This is a genomic window from Rhizobacter sp. AJA081-3 (assembly GCF_017795745.1).
Lineage (GTDB): Bacteria > Pseudomonadota > Gammaproteobacteria > Burkholderiales > Burkholderiaceae_C > Piscinibacter.
Window position 1 is genome coordinate 4,155,793 of the sequence record NZ_CP059067.1, and the last position, 17,808, is coordinate 4,173,600.

At 68.1% G+C, this 17,808-nt stretch carries 24 protein-coding genes and 1 tRNA gene; 12 read left to right on the plus strand and 13 right to left on the minus strand.

What is annotated here, in order from left to right; all coding sequences use genetic code 11:
• Positions 1-26 precede the first annotated feature (26 nt).
• The 4 genes from HZ992_RS19640 to HZ992_RS19655 all read left to right on the plus strand — a co-directional run bounded on the left by HZ992_RS19640 (position 27) and on the right by HZ992_RS19655 (position 2,851).
• Positions 27-668, plus strand: coding sequence for a c-type cytochrome (locus HZ992_RS19640; RefSeq protein WP_209383501.1), 642 nt, complete (start codon positions 27-29; stop codon positions 666-668).
• Between the two features lie 109 nt (positions 669-777).
• Positions 778-1,113, plus strand: coding sequence for a hypothetical protein (locus HZ992_RS19645; RefSeq protein ID WP_245213129.1), 336 nt, complete (start codon positions 778-780; stop codon positions 1,111-1,113).
• A gap of 81 nt (positions 1,114-1,194) precedes the next feature.
• On the plus strand, positions 1,195-2,187 hold the full coding sequence (gene msrP, locus HZ992_RS19650; RefSeq protein ID WP_209383502.1) for a protein-methionine-sulfoxide reductase catalytic subunit MsrP: 993 nt from the start codon (positions 1,195-1,197) through the stop codon (positions 2,185-2,187).
• Between the two features lie 4 nt (positions 2,188-2,191).
• Positions 2,192-2,851, plus strand: a complete 660-nt coding sequence (locus tag HZ992_RS19655) for a protein-methionine-sulfoxide reductase heme-binding subunit MsrQ (protein ID WP_209383503.1) — start codon at positions 2,192-2,194, stop codon at positions 2,849-2,851.
• Here the strand turns inward: HZ992_RS19655 and HZ992_RS19660 are convergent.
• From HZ992_RS19660 to mutM, 7 genes are all read right to left on the minus strand, one after another.
• Positions 2,840-3,139: an STAS domain-containing protein gene (locus tag HZ992_RS19660; RefSeq protein WP_209383504.1), complete on the minus strand. Its 300-nt coding sequence runs from the start codon at positions 3,137-3,139 to the stop codon at positions 2,840-2,842. The genes HZ992_RS19655 and HZ992_RS19660 overlap by 12 nt on opposite strands.
• An 11-nt stretch (positions 3,140-3,150) precedes the next feature.
• Entirely contained in the window at positions 3,151-3,789 is a 639-nt protein-coding gene (locus HZ992_RS19665; RefSeq protein WP_209383505.1) for an MlaC/ttg2D family ABC transporter substrate-binding protein, read from the minus strand.
• 108 nt (positions 3,790-3,897) lie between these two features.
• Positions 3,898-4,656, minus strand: a complete 759-nt coding sequence (locus tag HZ992_RS19670) for an MlaA family lipoprotein (RefSeq protein ID WP_209383506.1) — start codon at positions 4,654-4,656, stop codon at positions 3,898-3,900.
• Positions 4,653-5,144, minus strand: a complete 492-nt coding sequence (mlaD, locus tag HZ992_RS19675) for an outer membrane lipid asymmetry maintenance protein MlaD (RefSeq protein WP_209383507.1) — start codon at positions 5,142-5,144, stop codon at positions 4,653-4,655. The genes HZ992_RS19670 and mlaD overlap by 4 nt, the downstream gene beginning before the upstream one ends.
• A gap of 19 nt (positions 5,145-5,163) precedes the next feature.
• A complete protein-coding gene (gene mlaE, locus HZ992_RS19680; RefSeq protein WP_209383508.1) occupies positions 5,164-5,943 on the minus strand; it encodes a lipid asymmetry maintenance ABC transporter permease subunit MlaE in 780 nt (259 codons plus the stop codon).
• Positions 5,940-6,782, minus strand: a complete 843-nt coding sequence (locus HZ992_RS19685) for an ABC transporter ATP-binding protein (protein WP_209383509.1) — start codon at positions 6,780-6,782, stop codon at positions 5,940-5,942. The genes mlaE and HZ992_RS19685 overlap by 4 nt, the downstream gene beginning before the upstream one ends.
• A 158-nt stretch (positions 6,783-6,940) precedes the next feature.
• Positions 6,941-7,759, minus strand: coding sequence for a bifunctional DNA-formamidopyrimidine glycosylase/DNA-(apurinic or apyrimidinic site) lyase (gene mutM, locus HZ992_RS19690; RefSeq protein WP_209383510.1), 819 nt, complete (start codon positions 7,757-7,759; stop codon positions 6,941-6,943).
• A gap of 84 nt (positions 7,760-7,843) precedes the next feature.
• Here mutM and HZ992_RS19695 point away from each other — a divergent pair, with 84 nt between their 5' ends.
• The 8 genes from HZ992_RS19695 (at position 7,844) to HZ992_RS19730 (ending at position 14,095) form a co-directional block, all read left to right on the plus strand.
• Positions 7,844-9,643 (plus strand): tetratricopeptide repeat protein, encoded by a 1,800-nt coding sequence (locus HZ992_RS19695; RefSeq protein ID WP_209383511.1) that lies wholly within the window; start codon positions 7,844-7,846, stop codon positions 9,641-9,643.
• Entirely contained in the window at positions 9,640-10,170 is a 531-nt protein-coding gene (locus HZ992_RS19700) for an outer membrane lipoprotein LolB (protein ID WP_209383512.1), read from the plus strand. The genes HZ992_RS19695 and HZ992_RS19700 overlap by 4 nt, the downstream gene beginning before the upstream one ends.
• A gap of 5 nt (positions 10,171-10,175) precedes the next feature.
• Entirely contained in the window at positions 10,176-11,060 is an 885-nt protein-coding gene (gene ispE, locus HZ992_RS19705) for a 4-(cytidine 5'-diphospho)-2-C-methyl-D-erythritol kinase (protein ID WP_209383513.1), read from the plus strand.
• Between the two features lie 38 nt (positions 11,061-11,098).
• Positions 11,099-11,175 (plus strand) — tRNA-Gln (locus HZ992_RS19710).
• Between the two features lie 72 nt (positions 11,176-11,247).
• On the plus strand, positions 11,248-12,210 hold the full coding sequence (locus tag HZ992_RS19715) for a ribose-phosphate pyrophosphokinase (RefSeq protein ID WP_305848835.1): 963 nt from the start codon (positions 11,248-11,250) through the stop codon (positions 12,208-12,210).
• A gap of 106 nt (positions 12,211-12,316) precedes the next feature.
• On the plus strand, positions 12,317-12,964 hold the full coding sequence (locus tag HZ992_RS19720; protein WP_209383514.1) for a 50S ribosomal protein L25/general stress protein Ctc: 648 nt from the start codon (positions 12,317-12,319) through the stop codon (positions 12,962-12,964).
• Positions 12,965-13,061: 97 nt separating this feature from the next.
• On the plus strand, positions 13,062-13,700 hold the full coding sequence (gene pth / locus HZ992_RS19725; RefSeq protein ID WP_209383515.1) for an aminoacyl-tRNA hydrolase: 639 nt from the start codon (positions 13,062-13,064) through the stop codon (positions 13,698-13,700).
• Positions 13,697-14,095, plus strand: a complete 399-nt coding sequence (locus HZ992_RS19730) for a hypothetical protein (RefSeq protein ID WP_209383516.1) — start codon at positions 13,697-13,699, stop codon at positions 14,093-14,095. Before pth ends, HZ992_RS19730 begins: the two co-directional genes overlap by 4 nt.
• Before the next feature lie 3 nt (positions 14,096-14,098).
• On the opposite strand, the gene HZ992_RS19735 is transcribed toward HZ992_RS19730, so the two are convergent.
• From HZ992_RS19735 to hisH, 6 genes are all read right to left on the minus strand, one after another.
• Positions 14,099-14,365, minus strand: coding sequence for a YfhL family 4Fe-4S dicluster ferredoxin (locus HZ992_RS19735; protein WP_209383517.1), 267 nt, complete (start codon positions 14,363-14,365; stop codon positions 14,099-14,101).
• Between the two features lie 21 nt (positions 14,366-14,386).
• Entirely contained in the window at positions 14,387-14,890 is a 504-nt protein-coding gene (gene coaD / locus HZ992_RS19740) for a pantetheine-phosphate adenylyltransferase (RefSeq protein WP_209383518.1), read from the minus strand.
• 46 nt (positions 14,891-14,936) lie between these two features.
• Positions 14,937-15,530, minus strand: a complete 594-nt coding sequence (gene rsmD, locus HZ992_RS19745; protein WP_245213130.1) for a 16S rRNA (guanine(966)-N(2))-methyltransferase RsmD — start codon at positions 15,528-15,530, stop codon at positions 14,937-14,939.
• On the minus strand, positions 15,527-16,306 hold the full coding sequence (gene hisF, locus HZ992_RS19750) for an imidazole glycerol phosphate synthase subunit HisF (protein WP_209383519.1): 780 nt from the start codon (positions 16,304-16,306) through the stop codon (positions 15,527-15,529). The genes rsmD and hisF overlap by 4 nt, the downstream gene beginning before the upstream one ends.
• Positions 16,306-17,049, minus strand: a complete 744-nt coding sequence (hisA, locus tag HZ992_RS19755; RefSeq protein ID WP_209383520.1) for a 1-(5-phosphoribosyl)-5-[(5-phosphoribosylamino)methylideneamino]imidazole-4-carboxamide isomerase — start codon at positions 17,047-17,049, stop codon at positions 16,306-16,308. Before hisA ends, hisF begins: the two co-directional genes overlap by 1 nt.
• Before the next feature lie 67 nt (positions 17,050-17,116).
• Positions 17,117-17,761, minus strand: a complete 645-nt coding sequence (hisH, locus tag HZ992_RS19760) for an imidazole glycerol phosphate synthase subunit HisH (protein ID WP_209383521.1) — start codon at positions 17,759-17,761, stop codon at positions 17,117-17,119.
• Between the last annotated feature and the right edge of the window lie 47 nt (positions 17,762-17,808).

The following is a 17,808-nucleotide window of genomic DNA, read 5'->3' on the forward strand; positions in this document are numbered from 1 at the left end:
GTTTTGCACGAGAGAACCTTTCCGACATGAACGCTTCCGCTGCCTTGTTGTCCTGCCTGATGTCCGGCCTCCTGGCCGCCACCCTGGCCGCTCCGGCCGCGGCGGCGGACGCTGCAGCGCCCGCCAAGGCCGATCCTGCCAAGGGCCAGGCCACGGCCACCGCCGTGTGCGGCGCCTGCCACACCTTCGACGGATCGCGTGGCAGCCCGGCCAATCCGATCCTTCAAGGTCAGCACCCGGAATACCTGGTGAAGCAACTCGCCGAGTTCAAAGCCGGCAAACGTGCCAACGCGGTCATGCAGGGCATGGCAGCGACGCTGCCCACCGAGGCCGACATGAAGAACGTCGCCGCCTTCTACGCCAGCAAGATCGCCAAGCCGGGGTTCGCGAAGAACAAGGCCACGGTCGCCCTGGGCGAGAAGATCTACCGCGGCGGCGTGGCCGAGCGCAAGGTTCCGGCCTGCTCCGGCTGCCACGGCCCGTCCGGTTCGGGCATCCCGGCGCAGTACCCGCGACTGGCCGGCCAGCATGCCGACTACACCGAGGCCCAACTGCTCGCCTTCCGCGGCGGCGTTCGCAAGAACAGCGCCCAGATGACCGGCGTCGCCGCCGGCATGACCGATGGCGAGATCAAGGCGGTTTCCGACTACATCGCCGGCCTGCGCTGAACTGCGCGGAGAGCCCCCGGAGGCCGGCTTCGTGCCGGCCTTCTGCTTTTCGGGCCGTGCATCGACGGTGAGCGTCGTATAGTGCATCGACGCCAGACGGGGTTCCGCCATGCCTTATGTTCGACGTAACGCCGACGGACGGGTCGACAGCCTGCACCGCAGCGCCACCGAGTCCGCCGAGTTCCTGCCCGACGACCATCCGGACGTGCAGGCCTTCGTCGGCAATGCCCCTGGCGCGAGTGAAGACTTCTCGCGTCTCGACGCCGATTTCGTGCGGGTGATCGAGGACGTGATCGACACCCTGATCGTCAAGAACGTCCTGAACATCACCGATCTGCCCGAACAGGCGCAGGCCAAGCTGTTCGCGCGCAAGAGCTTCCGCGAGCGGGTGTCCAAGAGCTCGCTTCGCCTGTTCGAGCCGACGGATTTCGGCGACGTGATCTGATCGGCGCTGGCGGCTTGTAAGGCGCATGCCGCGCCGACGACCGAGCATCACACCCCCACGCCGATTCACCAGGATCCGACCATGCATTACCTGAAGGACCGCGGCTTCACGCACGCCCACGCGGGCGACATCACGCCGCGCGAAGTCTACGAAGGCCGGCGCGCCGTGCTGCGCAATATGGCTGCGGGCGCGGCGGGCGTGGCACTGGCTGGATGGGCCGGCCGCGACGCGCTGGCGCAAGTGGCCCGCCCCGGCAAGCTCGGCGCACTGCCCGGTGCGCGCAGTGCCGTGGCCGGCGCGCTGACGATGGAAAAGCTCACGCCCTATGGCGACGCGACGAGCTACAACAACTTCTACGAGTTCGGCACGGACAAGGCGGACCCGGCGCGCGCCGCCGGGACGCTCAAGCCGCGGCCCTGGACGGTCGCCGTCGAAGGCGAAGTGAAGAAGCCCAAGATGTACGACCTCGACGAACTGCTCAAGCTCGCGCCGATGGAAGAGCGCATCTACCGGCTGCGTTGCGTCGAGGGCTGGTCGATGGTGATCCCCTGGGTCGGCTATTCGCTGGCCGAACTGATCAAGCGTGTCGAGCCCACCGGCAACGCCAAGTACGTCGAGTTCGTCACGCTTGCAGACAAGGCACAGATGCCGGGCCTTCGCTCGTCGGTGCTCGACTGGCCCTATGTCGAAGGCCTGCGCCTGGACGAGGCGATGCACCCGCTGACACTGCTCACCTTCGGCCTGTACGGCGAAGTTCTGCCCAACCAGAACGGAGCGCCGGTGCGCACGGTCGTGCCCTGGAAGTACGGCTTCAAGAGCGGCAAGTCGATCGTGAAGATCCGCTTCGTCGAGAAGGAGCCGCGCACGGCCTGGGTGAAAGCGGCCTCGCAGGAGTACGGCTTCTTCTCGAACGTCAACCCGGCCGTGGACCATCCGCGCTGGAGCCAGGCGACCGAGCGGCGCATCGGCGAAGACGGCCTGTTCCAGAAGAAGCGCCCGACGCTGATGTTCAACGGCTACGAAGCGCAGGTGGGCCAGTTGTACGCCGGCATGGACCTGAAGAAGAACTACTGAGGTCATGTCCGCCGTGATGAACTCGCCGACGGCTGCGCCGCTTCGCCCCGCCCGGCCGAAGCTCCTGCATCCGGCGGCCAAGCCCTTGCTTTTCGCGGCCAGCCTGTTGCCCTTCGCCTGGCTGCTCAACGCCGCTGTGATGAACCAGCTCGGCGCCAACCCGGCCGAGGCGCTGATCCGTGCCACCGGCGACTGGACGCTGCGCTTCCTGTGCATCGTGCTGGCCGTGACGCCGTTGCGGCAGTGGACGAAGCAGCCGGCCCTGGCGCGCTTCCGGCGCATGCTGGGCCTCTTCGTGTTCTTCTACGCCGTGCTGCATTTCCTCGCCTACGCCTGGCTCGACATGGGGTTCGACGTGGCGGCGATCGCCCGCGACATTCCCAAACGCCCGTTCGCGCTGGTGGGTTTCCTCGCGCTGCTGCTGCTCGTGCCTTTGGCGGCGACTTCATTCAACCAGGCCATCAAGGCGCTGGGCGCATCGCGCTGGCAGGCGCTGCACAAGAGCATCTACGTCATCGTGCTGCTCGGGCTGCTGCACTTCTTCTGGATGCGCGCGGCGAAGAACAACTTCGCCGAGGTGGCGGTGTATGCCGCTGTGATCGCGGCCTTGCTCGGCTGGCGTGCGCGCAACGCGTGGCGCACGCGGCGTGCCTCAGTTGGCTGACGGGTCCGGTTCGACAGGCGCCGCAGCGAACAGCAGGTCGGCCACGCCGTAGAGCTTGGCCAGCGAGGCGAGCTTTTCGGGCGGGTTGCGCACGCTGAAAGCGCGACCCCAGGCCTGGGCCAGCCGCCGGCACTCGAGCAGCACCGCCAGCGCCGAGGTATCGCACTGCTGCAGCGGCGAGGCATCGATGACGACTTCGCCATGCTGCTCGCCCTGCAGCGCCTGCGACAGCAGGCGCTGCGTGTCGCGCGACTCGCGCAGCGTGATCGAGGCGGGCAGCAGGAGCATGGTTTCCAGCCTCAGGACTTGGTGCCGCCGTTGCCGCCGGCTGCCTTGTTGCGCTCGACCAGCTTGGCGATCAGGCCGTCGATGCCGTTGGCGCCGATCTCCTGCGCGAAGCTGCTGGTGTAGTTCTGCACCAGCCACACGCCGAGCACGTTGACGTCGTAGATCTTCCAGCCGTCGTCGCGCTTCTCGAGGCGGTAGTCGAGCTGGATCGGATCACCTTTGCCGCGCACCTCGGTCTTGACGACGACATCCTTGTCGTCGGGGCCTGCGCGCATCGGCTTGAGCTGCACGGTCTGGTCCTTCACCTGCGCCAGCGCGCCACTGTAGGTGCGCACCAGCAGCGTCTTGAACTCTTCCTGCAGGCGCTTCTGCTGCTCCGGCGTGGCCTGGCGCCAGTAGCGGCCGACGGCTGACGCTGTCATGCGCTGGAAGTTCACGTAGGGCATGACCTTGGCATCGACCAGCGCGATGACCTTCTGCACATCGCCTGCCTGGATCGACTTGTCGGCCTTCACCGCATCGAGCACGTCGGTGGAGACTTCCTTGATCAGCTGGTCCGGCGCCTTGACAGCATCGGCGGCCTGCGCCGTGCCGACGCCCCACAGCAGCGCCGCCGCGGCCAGCCAGGAGGTGATTCGATTCGAGAACATGTGATTCCTTTCATGAGGCGCCATGTTGGCGGCCCCCGTCTTGAGAGATCGAACGAGCCACTTGGTTCAGCGCCTTACCATCCGTTAACGTCAAACAGGCCCCGCGGTTCACTTCGCCACCGGCGACGAAGCGGAAGGTTCGGGATCCAGTGGGTTGTCAGGCGGCGGCTCGTTGCCGTCGAACACCAGGCTGCGGCGGCGTTGCAGGTAGGCATCGCGAAGGAAGCTGTACTTGTCGAGGGCGATGTCGTCGAGCACACGGCTCGCACCCAGCAGATTGGATCGGGTGTTGATGATCTGCAGCGCAGTCAGGCTGTAGACGGACGAACCATCCTTGAAGAGAGAGGCCGGCGACGCCGCGCGGTCCAGCGGCAGCGCGAACGAGTCGCGCACGGACGACGGGCCGAGCAGCGGCCACACGATGTAGGCGCCGGTGCCGAAGCCCCAGTGGCCAAGCGTCTGCCCGAAGTCCTCGTACTGGTGGTCGATGCCCATCTCGCTGGCCACGTCGAGCACGCCGAGCAGGCCGAACACGGTGTTGGTGCCGAAACGGATGATGTCCTGGAAGCCGGCCGCGCCCTTGCCCTGCAGGAAATTGTTGACCGCCGACCAGGCGTCCGCGACGTTGCCGAAGAAGTTGTCGACGCCGCGCCGTACCGGCTGCGGCACCACGTTGGAATAGACGGTCGCCACCGGCTTGAGCACATGCTCGTCCAGGCCCTCGTTGAAGGCGAAGACCTTTCGGTTCCAGTTTTCCCAGGGGTCGAGCTTGTCACCCGCGCTGCTGCGCGCCTCGCGCAGCGTCGCGCAGCCGCCCAGCAGGGCGGCCACGCACACCAGCGCCAGGAGCGCCGGCCGCGATCTCACTTCTTGGCCCCCGCCGGTGCGGCCGCCGTGCCCGCATCGGCCGCCTTGTTGAACAGGAACTGGCTGATCAGGCTTTCCAGCACCACAGCCGACTGCGTCTGCGTGATGGTGTCGCCTGATGCAAGGGTCTTCTCTTCGGCGCCCGGCTCCAGGCCCACGTACTGGTCGCCCAGCAAACCGGAGGTGAGGATGCGCGCCGACGAGTCCTTCGGGAACAGCACGCCGCGATCGAGTTCGAGCCGGACGACACCCTGGTAGGTCTTGGCGTCCAGCGTGATCGAGGCGACCCGGCCCACCGTCACGCCTGCACTGCGCACCGGAGCGCGCACCTTCAGGCCGCCGATGTTGTCGAACTTGGCCACCAGCGGATAACTGTCGCCGCCGCCGAAGCTGGCCAGGTTGGCCGCCTTGAGGGCGAGGAACACCAGCCCGACGATGCCCAGCAGGACGAACAGTCCGACCAGGGTTTCGATGCCTTTCTTGCCCATACCGCGTTTCCCTTTCGATCTACGGCGTCGAGAACATCAGCGCCGTGAGGATGAAGTCCATGCCCAGGATGGCCAGCGAAGACATGACCACCGTGCGGGTGGTCGCATAGGCCACCCCTTCCGGCGTGGCATCGGTCTCGTGGCCCTGGTAGAGCGCCACGAACGAGCAGATCACGCCGAACACGGCGCTCTTGACGATGCCGTTGCCCACGTCGCGCCAGACATCGACGCGGCTTTGCATGATCGACCAGAAGTTGCCCTGGTCGACGCCGATGAGCAGCACCGCCACCACATAGGCACCGAGGATACCGATGGCCGAGAAGAGGATGGCCAGGATGGGCATCGACACCATGCCGGCGAGGAAGCGCGGTGCGAGCACGCGCTCCTTCGGATCGATGGCCATCATCTCCATGGCAGCGAGCTGTTCGCCCGCCTTCATCAGGCCGATCTCGGCAGTCAGCGAGGTGCCGGCACGCCCGGCGAACAGCAGCCCCGTCACCACCGGCCCGAGCTCGCGCACCAGCGCGAGGTTGACGATCAGCCCGAGCGATTCGGCCGCACCGTAGGTCACCAGCGCGTAGTACATCTGCAGCGCCAGCACGAATCCGACGGCCAGGCCCGAGGCCAGGATGATGATCAGCGAGCGGTTGCCGATCGCATGGATCTGCACCACCACCAGGCCGAAGCGGCGCAGCGAAGCGGGAATCGCGCGCAGCAGGTCGAGGAAGAAGAAGGCGGCGTGCCCGAACGCGCGGAACACCTCCAGCGTGCGTGCGCCCAGCGTGCTCAGCAGCGTCATGCCGTGCTCCCCGCGTTGACGCCGAAGTCCTCGGCCAGCGGCCGCGCCGGGTAGTGGAACTTGACCGGGCCGTCGGGCTCGCCGCGAACGAACTGCCGCACTTCGGGGTCGGTCGAAGCCATCAGCTCGGCCGGCGTGCCTTGCGCGACGATGCGTCCGCCGTTGGCCAGCAGCACGACGTGGTCGCTGATCGCCATGCATTCAGGCACGTCGTGCGAGATCACCAGCGAGGTCGAGCCGGTTACGTCGTTGAGCGTGCGGATCAGGTTGGCGGCCACGCCCATCGAGATCAGGTCCAGCCCGGCGAAAGGCTCGTCGTACATGATCAGTTCGGGGTCGAGCGCGATGGCGCGCGCCAGCGCCACGCGCCGCGCCATGCCGCCCGACACCTCGGAGATGCGCAGCGCCGCGGCGCCGCGCAAGCCGACGGCGTTGAGCTTCATCAGCACGATGTCGCGGATCATCGACTCCTTCAGGTCGGTCTGCTCGCGCAGCGGGAAAGCCACGTTGTCGAACACCGAAAGGTCGGTGAACAGCGCACCGAACTGGAACAGAACGCCCATGCGCCGGCGCAGCCGGAAGAGCAGTTCGCGGTCCTGTGCGTCGACGAGTTCACCGTCGAACTTCACGCTGCCCGAATTGGCCCCATGCACGCCGCCGATCAGGCGCAGCAGGGTCGTCTTGCCGCAACCCGAGCTGCCCAGGATGGACGTGACCTTGCCGCGCTGGAAGCGCAGCGACACGTCACTGAGGATGGTGCGGCTTGCGTCGTACCCGAACGTGACGTGCTCGATCTCGATCAGGGTATCGGCGCTCGCGGTCTGGGGTTCACTCGGCATGGCGCTGGTGCTGTTCTTGTCTGCCTCGGCCACCGGTGTGCGAGCGGAGTGGCGTCCAGGGCGGGCGGATTGTCGCATGGCCTTTCCAGCCCCTGCAGGGGGAAACCCGGATACGTCTCGTGACGTCTCGTCACGGCTGATTTCGACACTGCGCTTCGTCACCGCCTCTGGCAATGCGCGCAGAAGAAGGTCGAGCGCTGCGCCTGCACGATGCGGCGCACGGGTGTGCCGCAGACCAGACAGGGCTCGCCCTGGCGGCCATACACCGCCGCATGCTGCTGGAAACTACCGGCCATGCCGTGCGCATCGCGGAAGTCGCGCAGCGTGCTGCCGCCGAGTTCCAGCGCTTGCGCGAGGATGCGCCGGATCGCCGTCGCGAGCCGTTCGCAGCGGGCGCGGCTGACACGCCCGGCGGCCGTGCGCGGATGGATGCGCGCCTCGAACAGCGCCTCGCAGGCGTAGATGTTGCCGGCACCCACGACGACATCGCCCGCCAGCAGCGCCTGCTTGATGGCCACGCGCCGGCCGCGCAGCGCACGGTGCAGGTGCCCGCCGTCGAAGGCGGGGTCGAAGGGTTCCAGCCCCAGCGTGGCGAGCAGCTTGGCCGCCGGCCCGTCGTCCAGCGCCGGAGACCACACCACCGCACCGAAGCGTCGCGGATCGGTAAGGCGCAGCGTGCCGCGGCTGGTCACGAGGTCGAAGTGATCGTGCGCGCCGGGCGGCGAGACCGGAACCTCGCTGAAGGCCAGCGAGCCCGACATGCCCAGGTGCATCAGCAGCCCGCCCCGTTCGAGCGGCAGCCACAGGTACTTGCCGCGCCGGCTGGCCGAGCCGACGGTCTGCGCGACCAGCGCTTCGGGAGGGCACCCCAGCGGCCAGCGCAGCGGCTTGCCCAGCCGGACCTGGCGCACCGTGGCCCCCTCGATGCGCTCGGCGAAGCTTCGCCGCGTGGTCTCGACCTCCGGAAGTTCGGGCATGTGCGGAATTATCGCGGCGCAGGTGGATCGCAGGGTATCGGCCCCGCCACTAGAATGAATTTGCGCCTCCAGGAGCTTTCGACGATGTCTTTCCCTTCGTTCCGACCGGGCCGTCCGCTGCTCGGTGCCCTGCTGGCCGCGCTGCTGTGCTTCGGGGGGCCGGCTTCTGCCCAGACGCCGGCGACCAAGTCGCCCGTCGACAACTCCGCACTCGATGCGCAGCTCTTCTATCAGCTGCTGATCGGCGAGATCGAACTGCGCGACGGTGACGCCGGCACGGCCTACCAGGTCGTGCTGGACGCCGCCCGGCGCACGCGCGACGAGCAGTTGTTCCGGCGCGCTACCGACATCGCTCTGCAGGCCCGCGCGGGCGATCAGGCGCTGGCCGCCGTGATGGCCTGGCGCACCACGATTCCGACTTCGGTGGAGGCGCACCGCTACCTGATCCAGTTGCTCGTGGCGCTGAACCGCACAGGCGAATCGGTCGAGCCGCTGCGCTCGCTGATCCAGCTCACGGCCGCCGCGGACCGCCCTGCGCTGATCCAGTCGATGCCCGGCTTCTTCGCGCGGGCCACCGACAAGGTGCAATCGGCGGAAATCGTCGAGCGCGCACTGCAGGGTTGGCTGGATGCACCCGCCACGCGCACGTCTTCGCGTGTGGGTCTGGCCCGGGCCTGGCTGGGCGTGCCCGACACCGCCAAGGCCCTCGCCCTGCTGCAACGGGCCCACGCCGACGACCCGAACAGCGAATCGGCAGCACTGCTCGCGGTCGGCCTCGTACCCACCTCGCCGCAGGCGGAGGCCATCGTCGCCTCGCACCTGAAGGCCAAGCCCGACAGCCATGCGGTGCGGCTGAGTTACGTGCGTGTGCTGACCAGCTCGCAGCGCTACGGCGACGCCACTTCACAGCTGGAGAGCGTCACGCGCATCGCGCCCGACATGGCACCACCCTGGCTGACGCTCGGAGCGCTGCACGTGGAACTGCGCCACCCTGCGGAAGCCACCGCCGCGCTCAAGACCTACCTGCAGAAGCTGGAGGCGTCGCCCACCGCCGCGGCAGCCGCGGCCGACGACGAGGATGACGACGAAGCGACGCCGCCGGCTTCGGCCGCCGAGCAGGGCCGCACGCAGGCCTGGTTGCTTCTCGCGCAGGCGGCCGAGCAGCAACGCGACTTCAAAGGTGCCGAGGGCTGGCTCGCCAAGGTCGACAACCCGCAACGCGCGCTCGAAGTGCAAACCCGGCGCGCCTCGCTGCTGGCGCGCCAGGGCAAGATCAAGGAAGCCCGCGAGCTGATTCGCCTGACGCCGGAGAAGACACCTTCCGACGCGCGCGCCAAGCTGCTCGCCGAAGCGCAGGTACTGCGCGACGTGAAGCTCTGGAAGGACGCGAACGCCGTACTCACCCAGGCCAATCAGCAGTTCCCCGGCGACGTCGATCTGCTCTACGAGCAGTCGATGATGGCCGAGAAGTTGAATCGGCTGGAAGAGATGGAGCGGCTGCTTCGCAAGGTCATCGAGCTCAAGCCCGACCACCACCATGCCTACAACGCGCTGGGCTACTCGCTGGCCGAGCGCAATCAGCGCCTGCCCGAGGCCAAGCAGCTGATCCAGAAGGCTCTCGAGCTCAGCCCGGGCGAACCCTTCATCACCGACAGCCTCGGCTGGGTCGAGTACCGTCTGGGCAACCGCGCGGAGGCCTTGCGCTTGCTGCGCGGTGCCTACCAGTCGCGGCCCGATCCGGAGATCGCCGCCCACCTCGGCGAGGTGCTGTGGGTGTCGGGCCTGCAGGACGAAGCCCGCCGCGTGTGGCGCGAGGCGCGCAATCGCGACAGCGCCAACGACGTGCTGCGGGAGACGCTCGCCCGGTTGCGGGTGGACCTGTGAAGCGTCGGGCAGCCACGCTGGCGCCGCTGCTCGCGGTGCTGCTGGCGGCTTGCGCCTCGGTGCCCACCGACACCCGGCCGCCCGCGGGCGAAACGCTGGCCGGCCGACTCGCCGTGCGCGTCGACGCTTTCGGCGGCGAGGAGCCACGATCGGTGGTGGCCGCATTCGAACTGCAGGGTGCGCCCGAAGCGGGCCGCCTGAACCTGACTTCGCCACTGGGCACGGTGCTGGCGCAGGCGCGCTGGTCGCCTGGCCGCGTCGTGCTGATCACGCCCCAAGGCGAGACGCCCTATGCCAGCCTGGACGATCTCACGCGCGAGGTGCTCGGCGAGAGCCTGCCGGTGGCCGCGCTGTTCGATTGGTTGCACGGGCGGCCGTGGCCGGGCGCCACGCATGCGCTCGCAGCGCCTGGTTTTCGCCAGCTCGGCTGGGCCGTCGATCTGGCGCGCTTCGCCGACGACACCATCGTGGCCGTGCGCGAGCAGCTGCCTGCCGTGACGGTACGCGTCAAGCTCGACCGGAGCTGAATCCGGTGGCCCTGCTCAGCCTGTTCGATGTGGCCGCTCCGGCCAAACTGAACCTGTTCCTGCACGTGATCGGCCGGCGAGACGACGGCTACCACCTGCTGCAGTCGGTCTTCGTGCTGACCGACTGGTGCGATACGCTGCACTTCGAGCGCCGCACCGACGGACGGCTCGCCCGCCACGACCTCGGCCCGGCGCTGCCCGCCGACGACCTGTGCCTGCGTGCCGCCCGGCTGCTGCAATCCGCGAGCGGCACGGCACTCGGCGCCGACATCTCCATCGACAAGCAGGTGCCGTGGGGCGCCGGCATGGGCGGCGGCAGTTCGGACGCCGCCAGCACATTGCTGGCACTGAACCGGCTATGGGGGCTGGATTGGCCCCGGCCGCGCCTGATGGCGCTCGGCCTGACGCTCGGCGCCGACGTGCCCTTCTTCATCGGCGGCCACAACGCCTTCGTCGAGGGCATCGGCGAGCAACTCACGCCATTGCCGGTACCACCGACGTGGCTGGCCGTGCTCAAGCCGCTTGCGGCCATCGAGACACGTGCGATCTTCGGCAGCCAGCTGCTCGTGAGAGATACCGATGCTGTTATACTTGCGGGCTTTCTTGCAGACACGGCCGGCAGCGTACGCCGTGTGCTCGAAGGGTTTGGCCGCAACGACTTGCAGCCGCCCGCCGAAGCGCACTGTGCAGACGTCACCCGGGCCCTGGCCCTGATGGAGCGTTGTTTCGGCAACGCACGCATGACGGGATCGGGCAGCGCGGTGTTTGCCAGAGCAGGCACAGGGGCCGTACCCACGGCGGCGATGCCGGCGGATCTTCCGCCGGGGTGGGTGGGGCGAATGTGCCGCAGCCTGGAGCAGCATCCGCTCGTCGGATGGGCCCCGGACTGAGACAAGTTGCGGTTCGCGCGAAAGCGACGGACCTGTGTAGGGGAGTCGCCAAGTTGGTCAAGGCATCGGATTTTGATTCCGACATGCGAGGGTTCGAGTCCTTCCTCCCCTGCCAAACCTGCTGACGGATCGAGAGAACCCGGAACCCCGGTGCGCAACGAGCCCGGCAAGACCTGACGGAGCCATCGTGCTGTTCAACACCGTGCTGTTCACCGGCAACGCCAATCCGGCGCTTGCGCAAGAGATCGCCGGCCATCTCGGCATCGAGCTCGGCAAGGCCAAGGTGGGCCGCTTTTCCGATGGCGAGGTCGACATCGAGATCGAGCAGAACGTGCGCGCCCGCGACATCTTCGTGGTGCAGCCCACCTGCGCGCCGACCAACGAGAACCTGATGGAGCTGTGCATCATGGTCGACGCGCTCAAGCGCGCTTCGGCCCGGCGCGTCACGGCGGTCATCCCCTACTTCGGTTATGCCCGGCAGGACCGTCGGCCGCGATCCACCCGCGTGCCGATCAGCGCCAAGGTGGTGGCCAACATGCTCGAAGCCGTGGGCGTCGAGCGCCTGTTGACGATGGACCTGCACGCCGACCAGATCCAGGGTTTCTTCAACATCCCGGTCGACAACATCTACGCCTCGCCGGTGCTGCTGGCCGACCTGCATTCCAAGCGCTACGACAACCTGGTGGTGGTCTCGCCCGACGTCGGCGGCGTGGTGCGCGCGCGCGCGCTGGCCAAGCAGCTCGGCTGCGACCTGGCCATCATCGACAAGCGCCGCCCGAAGGCCAACGTCTCCGAAGTGATGCACGTCATCGGCGACATCGAGGGCCGCAACTGCGTGATCATGGACGACATGATCGACACCGCCGGCACGCTGGTGAAGGCGGCCGAGGTGCTCAAGGAGCGCGGCGCGATGAGCGTCTACGCGTATTGCACGCACGCGGTGTTTTCCGGCCCGGCGATCGAACGCATCAAGTCCTCGGCGCTCGACGAGGTCGTGATCACCAACACCATTCCGCTGAGCGAACCCGGCCGTAACAGCGCCAAGGTGCGCCAGCTGTCGGTGGCCTTCCTGTTCGCGGAGACCATCCGCCGCATCTCCGACGGCGAGTCGGTCACCTCGCTGTTCGCGGAGCAGAACTCTAATTTCTAGGAACGAGAGCGGGGTTGCCGTCGGCAACCCCTTTTCGGTGGTGGGGCCTCGCGGCCCCAATCTTTGAAGCACCTGGTCGCGGGGCTTCTCAACGTTTGGAGTCAACATGAAATTCGTCGCTTACGAGCGCAAGCTGCAGGGGACCGGAGCGAGCCGCCGCCTGCGCAATGCGCAAAAGGTGCCCGGCATCGTCTACGGTGCCGGCACGCCCGCCATGATCGAGCTCGATCACAACGCGCTGTTCTTCGCGCTGAAGAAGGAAGCCTTCCACTCGACGGTGCTCGAGATGGAACTGGCCGGCAAGTCGGAGCAGGTCATCCTGCGCGACTACCAGATGCACGCCTTCCGCCCCATCGTGCTGCACATCGACTTCCAGCGTGTCGATGCCACCACCAAGGTCTCGAAGAAGGTGCCGCTGCACTTCGTCAACGAAGAGAACTCGCCGGCGGTGAAGACCGACAAGTGCCTGGTCAACCACGTCGTCACCGACGTGCAGATCCAGTGCCTGGCCTCGCAGCTGCCGGAGTTCCTGACGGTCGACCTGAGCAACCTGGCCCGCGGCCAGTCGCTGCACGTCAGCGACCTGAAGCTGGCCGACGGCATCAAGGTCGTCACGCACGGCAAGAAGGACCCGGTGATCGTGTCGGTGTCGATGCTGACGGCCGAGGAAGAGGTCGCCGCCGCTCCCGTGGTGGCCGCTGCGCCGGCCGCGGCCGGCAAGCCCAAGAAGGACGAGAAGCAGAACAAGAAGTGACGGTTTGCACGAGCGGCTGCACGCAGCCGCCCGTCGCCGCACTCGCCCCGGCTCGCCGGGGCTTTTTTATGCCTGCACGCCACGGATAATCCGCCGCATGATCCGATTGCTGGTCGGCCTGGGCAACCCGGGCGCCGAATACGAAGCGACGCGGCACAACGCCGGGTTCTGGTTCATCGACGAGGTCGCGCGCAAGCTGAAGGTGTCGCTGCAGCCCGAGCGCAGCTACTTCGGGCTGGCCGCGCGCGCCAGCACCGCTGGCGGCCCGCTGTGGCTGCTCGAGCCGATGACCTTCATGAACCTGTCGGGCAAGTCGGTCGCGGCGCTGGCGCGCTTCTTCAAGATCGCGCCGGAAGAGATCCTCGTCGCGCACGACGAGCTCGACCTGCTGCCCGGCCAGGTCAAGCTCAAACTCGGCGGCAGCCACGCCGGCCACAACGGCCTGAAGGACATCCACGCGCAGCTGGGCAGCCCCGACTACTGGCGGCTGCGCCTGGGCATCGGCCACCCCGGCGTTAAAGCCGAGGTCGTCAACTACGTTCTGCGCAAGCCCGCGCCCGACCAGCGCGAGGCGATCGAGCAGTCGATCCAGCAGTCTCTCGGCGTGCTCGACCTGTTGCTGGCCGGCGAGATGGAGCGCGCGATGATGAAGATCCACGCCAAGCCACCGCGCCCGAAGCCGCCGCGCCCCGAAGGCCCGGCGGGTGCACCGCCGACACCGGAGAGCTCGTCATGAAGCACTTTGCCCTGGCGTTCGTGTTGCTCAGCTCGGCCGGCATGACGCAGGCCGCCGGCCCGATCTACCGCTGTGGCGGGGGCACCTACTCGCAGGTGCCCTGCGCAGGCGGGACGCTGGTGGAGGCGGCCGACCCACGCACCGCCGCGCAGCGGGCCGAAGCCCGACGCGCGGCTGCGGCCGAACGCAAGGCTGCGCAGGCCCTGGAACGCGAGCGTCTGGCCGCTCAGAAATCGCGCCCGGCCATCGCCTCGCTCGCCCCGTCGACCGCGGCCTCGGCGCCTGCGCGAGACGGCGGCCGCGCCACGGGCAAGGTCAAGGGGAAGGCGAAGGCCGATGGTGATTTCGTGGCGGTCGAGCCCGGCGCGAAGAAGAAGTCCTCGGGCCGAAAATAGGGCTCACTTGGCCGCGGGCGCGGCTTCCTGTTGAAGCCGCCGGTACTTCGCCCACAGGGTCTCCTTCGACTCCACGAACGCCGGGTTCACCGGGATGCAACTCACCGGGCAGACCTGCACGCACTGTGGCTCGTCGAAGTGGCCCACGCATTCGGTGCAGCGGGCCGGGTCGATCTCATAGATCTCCGCGCCCATCGAGATCGCCTGGTTCGGGCATTCCGGCTCGCACACATCGCAGTTGATGCATTCGTCGGTGATGAGCAGGGCCATGGCGGGTGGGTTCGGGATCGGTCAGGGCTCGGTCGACTTCACGCGGTCGCGCAGCCGGTCGAGCACCGAGGGTGACACGAACTTGGAGACATCACCGCCCAAGGTGGCAATCTCGCGCACGAAGGTGCCGGAGACGAACTGGTACTGGTCGCTGGGCGTGAGGAACAGCGTCTCGACGTCGGGCATCAGCTGGCGGTTCATGCCCGCCATCTGGAACTCGTACTCGAAGTCGCTGACGGCGCGAAGTCCGCGCACCACGACCTTGCCGCCATGGCCAACGACGAAGTCGCGCAGCAGGCCGCGGAAGGCCATCACCTCCACGTTCGGGTACTTGGCCGCCAGCTCGGAGGCGATCTCCAGCCGCTCGGCGATGGTGAACATGGTGCGTTTGTGGTGGCCGGCCGCCACCGCGAGGATGAGCCGCTCGAACAGGCGGCTCGCCCGGCGCATGAGGTCTTCATGGCCGAGCGTCATCGGGTCGAAGGTGCCCGGGTAGATCGCGGTGAGTCGGGTGACGGAGGTCAAGGCGCATTCCCCTCGCAATGCTGTGCGGCCGCAGTGTAGCCGCGCCTCAGCCTTCGCTTGCAGCCTGTAACAGGTGCGCGTGCACTGTGCCGGCGTGCAGATGGCGGTGAACGCGCAGGCCCAAGGGCCCGAGTTGCGCCTCGCCGAACGCACGATCCGCCTCGAGATAGACGAAACCGCCGGGCACGACAAGCCGCACGGCGGCCGCGAGCGCCTTGTCGAACAGCTGGGCGTCGAAGGGCGGATCGATGAACACCAGCTCGAAGCGCTGCGGCGCGCAGCCCGGCATCCACGACAGCGCATCGGCCGCCTCGATGCGCAGCGCCTGCGCCTTCAGCCGCTCGCGCGACTGGTTCAGGCTGGCCACGAGACGACGGTCGCGCTCCAGCAGCACGACCTCATCGGCTCCGCGCGAGGCCGCCTCGAAGCCCAGCGCCCCCGAGCCCGCGAAGGCGTCAAGGCAGCGCCAGCCGGACAGGTCGGCGCCCAGCCAGTTGAAGAGCGTCTCGCGCACACGATCGGGCGTGGGCCGCAGGCCGGGCCTGTCGGCCACCGGCAGCTTGCTGCGCTTCCACTGCCCGCCGATGATGCGCACCTCGCGCGGCAGCGCGGGTCGTGCCGCCCGACCGGCGGGCTTCACAGGCGCACCGGGATGCCGTCGCGCGCGAGCAGCGCCTTGGCCTGGCCGACGGTGAACTCGCCGTAGTGGAAGATGCTTGCCGCCAGCACCGCATCGGCGCCACCGGCGCGGATGCCTTCGGACAGGTGCTCCAGAGCGCCGACTCCGCCCGAGGCGATCACCGGCACGTCCACCGCGTCGCTCACGGCGCGCGTCAGCTCGAGGTCGAAGCCGATCTTGGTGCCGTCGCGGTCCATGCTGGTCAGCAGGATCTCGCCGGCGCCGAGGCCTGCCATCTGCTTCGCCCAGGTGACCGCGTCGAGGCCGACGTTCTTGCGCCCGCCATGCGTGTAGACATCCCAGCCCGGGCCGCGCGCGGCCAGGTCGTCGCCGTGGCGCCGCTTGGCGTCGATCGCCACCACGATGCACTGCGCGCCGTACTTGGCCGAGGCGTCGCGGATCACCTGCGGGTTGGCCACGGCCGCCGAGTTGAAGCTGACCTTGTCGGCGCCGGCGTTGAGCAGGCGCCGGACATCCTCCACCGTGCGCACGCCGCCGCCTACCGTGAGCGGGATGAACACCTGCGAGGCCACCGCCTCGATGATGTGCAGGATCAGGTCGCGCCCGTCGCTGGTGGCGGTGATGTCGAGGAAGGTGAGCTCGTCGGCGCCCTGCTCGTTGTAGCGCGCAGCGATCTCCACCGGATCGCCGGCATCGCGCAGCTCGACGAAGTTGACGCCCTTGACGACCCGGCCTCCGGTGACGTCGAGGCAGGGAATGATGCGTTTGGCGAGCATCAGGCCGCGCCCAGCTCGTCGGCGCGCGCCTGCCCGGCGGCGAAGTCGAGGTCGCCCGTGTAGATGGCACGGCCGCAGATCACGCCTTCGATGCCTTCGGACTCCACCGCGCAGAGCCTCTCGATGTCGGCCAGGTTCGACAGGCCGCCCGAGGCGATCACGGGAATCGTCAGCGCCCGCGCCAGCTTGACCGTGGCCTCGATGTTGATGCCGCTGAGCATGCCGTCGCGGCCGATGTCGGTGTAGATCACGCCTTCGACGCCGTAGTCCTGGAACTTCTGCGCCAGGTCGACCACCTCGTGGCCGGTCAGCTTGCTCCAGCCGTCGGTGGCGACCTTGCCGTCCTTGGCGTCCAGGCCGACGATGATGTGGCCGCCGAAGGCCGAGCAGGCGTCGTGCAGGAAACCGGGGTTCTTCACCGCGGCGGTGCCGATGATGATGAAGCTCAGGCCGTCGTCGAGGTAGCGCTCGATGGTGTCGAGGTCGCGGATGCCGCCGCCGAGCTGCACCGGGATCTCGTCGCCCACTTCGGCCAGGATGGCCTTGATCGCGCTCTCGTTGACCGGCTTGCCGGCGAAGGCGCCGTTCAGGTCGACCAGGTGCAGACGCCGCGCGCCGGCGTCCACCCATCGTCGCGCCATCGCGGCCGGGTCTTCGCCGAAGGTGGTGGAGTCGCTCATGTCGCCCTGCTTGAGGCGGACACACCGACCGTCTTTCAGGTCAATCGCGGGGATCAGCAGCATGGCCGAGGGGCTGGTGGGGGAGGAAGGGGGTCACCCGAGGAGGTGTCGCATCAGCAGGGGAAAGCCGTCACGGATTCCAGTGCAGGAAGTTGCGGTACAGCGCGAGGCCGTGCTCGGCGCTTTTCTCGGGGTGGAACTGGGTGGCAAAAATGTTATCGCGCGCCAGCGCGCAGGTAAAGCGGCCACCGTAGTCCGTCTCGCCGACGCTGTGGCGCGGGTCCGACGGCCGCGCATAGAAGCTGTGCACGAAATAGAAGTACGAGTTGTCGGGCACGCCCGCCCAGATCGGGTGCGGCCGGGCCTGGATGACCTGGTTCCAGCCCATCTGCGGCACCTTGAAGCGGCTGCCGTCGGGCTGCAGCCGACCCTCGAGCCGGAAGCGCACGACCTCGCCGGGAACGAGGCCCAGCCCGTCAGTGGGCCCTTCCTCGCTTCGCGACAGCAGCATCTGCATGCCCACGCACACGCCCATCATCGGCTTGCGCGCGGCGGCGTCGAGCACGGCGTCCTGCAGGCCGGAGTCGCGCAGCTCGCGCATGCAGTCGGGCATCGCGCCCTGGCCCGGCAGCACGATGCGCTCGGCGGCGTAGACCTCCTCGGGTCTGGAGGTGACGATCACCTCCACGCCCTCGCCCTGCGCCACGTGCATCACCGCCTGCGACACCGAGCGCAGGTTGCCCATGCCGTAATCGACGACGGCAACGACCCTCATGACAGCCCCTCGGCCGCGGCGTACCGCGACCGATCCCCCGAGGGGAT

Excerpts from the sequence above, each read along its gene's own strand:
- HZ992_RS19640 (WP_209383501.1), top strand. The coding sequence starts at position 27 with ATGAACGCTTCCGCTGCCTTGTTGTCCTGCCTGATGTCCGGCCTCCTG.
- HZ992_RS19645 (WP_245213129.1), top strand. The coding sequence starts at position 778 with ATGCCTTATGTTCGACGTAACGCCGACGGACGGGTCGACAGCCTGCAC.
- msrP (WP_209383502.1), top strand. The coding sequence starts at position 1,195 with ATGCATTACCTGAAGGACCGCGGCTTCACGCACGCCCACGCGGGCGAC.
- HZ992_RS19655 (WP_209383503.1), top strand. The coding sequence starts at position 2,192 with ATGTCCGCCGTGATGAACTCGCCGACGGCTGCGCCGCTTCGCCCCGCC.
- HZ992_RS19660 (WP_209383504.1), bottom strand. The coding sequence starts at position 3,139 with ATGCTCCTGCTGCCCGCCTCGATCACGCTGCGCGAGTCGCGCGACACG.
- HZ992_RS19665 (WP_209383505.1), bottom strand. The coding sequence starts at position 3,789 with ATGTTCTCGAATCGAATCACCTCCTGGCTGGCCGCGGCGGCGCTGCTG.
- mlaD (WP_209383507.1), bottom strand. The coding sequence starts at position 5,144 with ATGGGCAAGAAAGGCATCGAAACCCTGGTCGGACTGTTCGTCCTGCTG.
- mlaE (WP_209383508.1), bottom strand. The coding sequence starts at position 5,943 with ATGACGCTGCTGAGCACGCTGGGCGCACGCACGCTGGAGGTGTTCCGC.
- HZ992_RS19685 (WP_209383509.1), bottom strand. The coding sequence starts at position 6,782 with ATGCCGAGTGAACCCCAGACCGCGAGCGCCGATACCCTGATCGAGATC.
- mutM (WP_209383510.1), bottom strand. The coding sequence starts at position 7,759 with ATGCCCGAACTTCCGGAGGTCGAGACCACGCGGCGAAGCTTCGCCGAG.
- HZ992_RS19695 (WP_209383511.1), top strand. The coding sequence starts at position 7,844 with ATGTCTTTCCCTTCGTTCCGACCGGGCCGTCCGCTGCTCGGTGCCCTG.
- HZ992_RS19720 (WP_209383514.1), top strand. The coding sequence starts at position 12,317 with ATGAAATTCGTCGCTTACGAGCGCAAGCTGCAGGGGACCGGAGCGAGC.
- pth (WP_209383515.1), top strand. The coding sequence starts at position 13,062 with ATGATCCGATTGCTGGTCGGCCTGGGCAACCCGGGCGCCGAATACGAA.
- HZ992_RS19730 (WP_209383516.1), top strand. The coding sequence starts at position 13,697 with ATGAAGCACTTTGCCCTGGCGTTCGTGTTGCTCAGCTCGGCCGGCATG.
- HZ992_RS19735 (WP_209383517.1), bottom strand. The coding sequence starts at position 14,365 with ATGGCCCTGCTCATCACCGACGAATGCATCAACTGCGATGTGTGCGAG.
- hisF (WP_209383519.1), bottom strand. The coding sequence starts at position 16,306 with ATGCTCGCCAAACGCATCATTCCCTGCCTCGACGTCACCGGAGGCCGG.
- hisA (WP_209383520.1), bottom strand. The coding sequence starts at position 17,049 with ATGCTGCTGATCCCCGCGATTGACCTGAAAGACGGTCGGTGTGTCCGC.
- hisH (WP_209383521.1), bottom strand. The coding sequence starts at position 17,761 with ATGAGGGTCGTTGCCGTCGTCGATTACGGCATGGGCAACCTGCGCTCG.